At 60.8% G+C, this 875-nt stretch carries 1 protein-coding gene; it reads left to right on the forward strand.

The window, feature by feature from the left end; genetic code table 11:
- Nucleotides 1-875: xylose isomerase (locus tag IE166_RS20505; RefSeq protein ID WP_189507709.1), on the forward strand; the 875-nt coding region annotated here is incomplete at both ends.

Consider the following 875-nt stretch of genomic DNA (forward strand, 5'->3'; position numbering starts at 1 on the left):
GCCAAGCGGCTCGACGAGATCGTCGACATCTTTGCGCGCAAGCAGGAAGAAACCGGCGTCAAGCTGCTGTGGGGCACGGCAAACCTGTTCTCGCATCGCCGCTATATGGCAGGTGCCGCGACCAATCCCGATCCGGATGTGTTCGCCTATGCAGCGGCCACGGTGAAGCACTGCATCGACGTCACCAAGCGTCTTGGTGGTGCGAACTACGTGCTGTGGGGTGGACGTGAGGGTTACGAGACCCTGCTCAACACCGATCTCAAGCGCGAGCGCCAACAGGCCGGTCGCTTCCTGCAGATGGCAGTGGAGTATGCGCACAAGATCGGCTTCGACGGCACGATCCTGATCGAGCCGAAGCCGCAGGAGCCGACCAAGCACCAGTACGACTATGATGTCGCGACCGTTTACGGCTTCCTGAAGGACTTCGGTCTGGAAGGCGAGGTGAAGGTCAACATCGAGCAGGGCCACGCGATCCTGGCCGGGCATTCCTTCGAGCATGAGCTGGCGCTCGCCTCGGCTCTCGGTATCTTCGGTTCGATCGACATGAACCGCAACGACTACCAGTCGGGCTGGGATACCGACCAGTTCCCCAACAACGTGCCGGAAATGGCGCTGGCTTACTACGAAGTCCTAAAAGCCGGCGGCTTCACCACGGGCGGCACGAACTTCGATTCCAAGCTGCGGCGCCAGAGTCTTGATCCGCAGGATCTGCTGATTGCTCATATCGGCGGCATGGATGCCTGCGCTCGCGGCTTGAAGGCTGCGGCGAAGATGATCGAGGACGGCGTCATTACCGACTTCATCAAGCAGCGCTACCAAGGTTGGGACAAAGCGGAAGGGCAGGCGATCCTGTCAGGCAGCCGCAGCCTGGAAGA

This window comes from Tianweitania populi (assembly GCF_014652875.1).
In the GTDB taxonomy this organism is placed as follows: Bacteria; Pseudomonadota; Alphaproteobacteria; order Rhizobiales; family Rhizobiaceae; genus Tianweitania; species Tianweitania populi.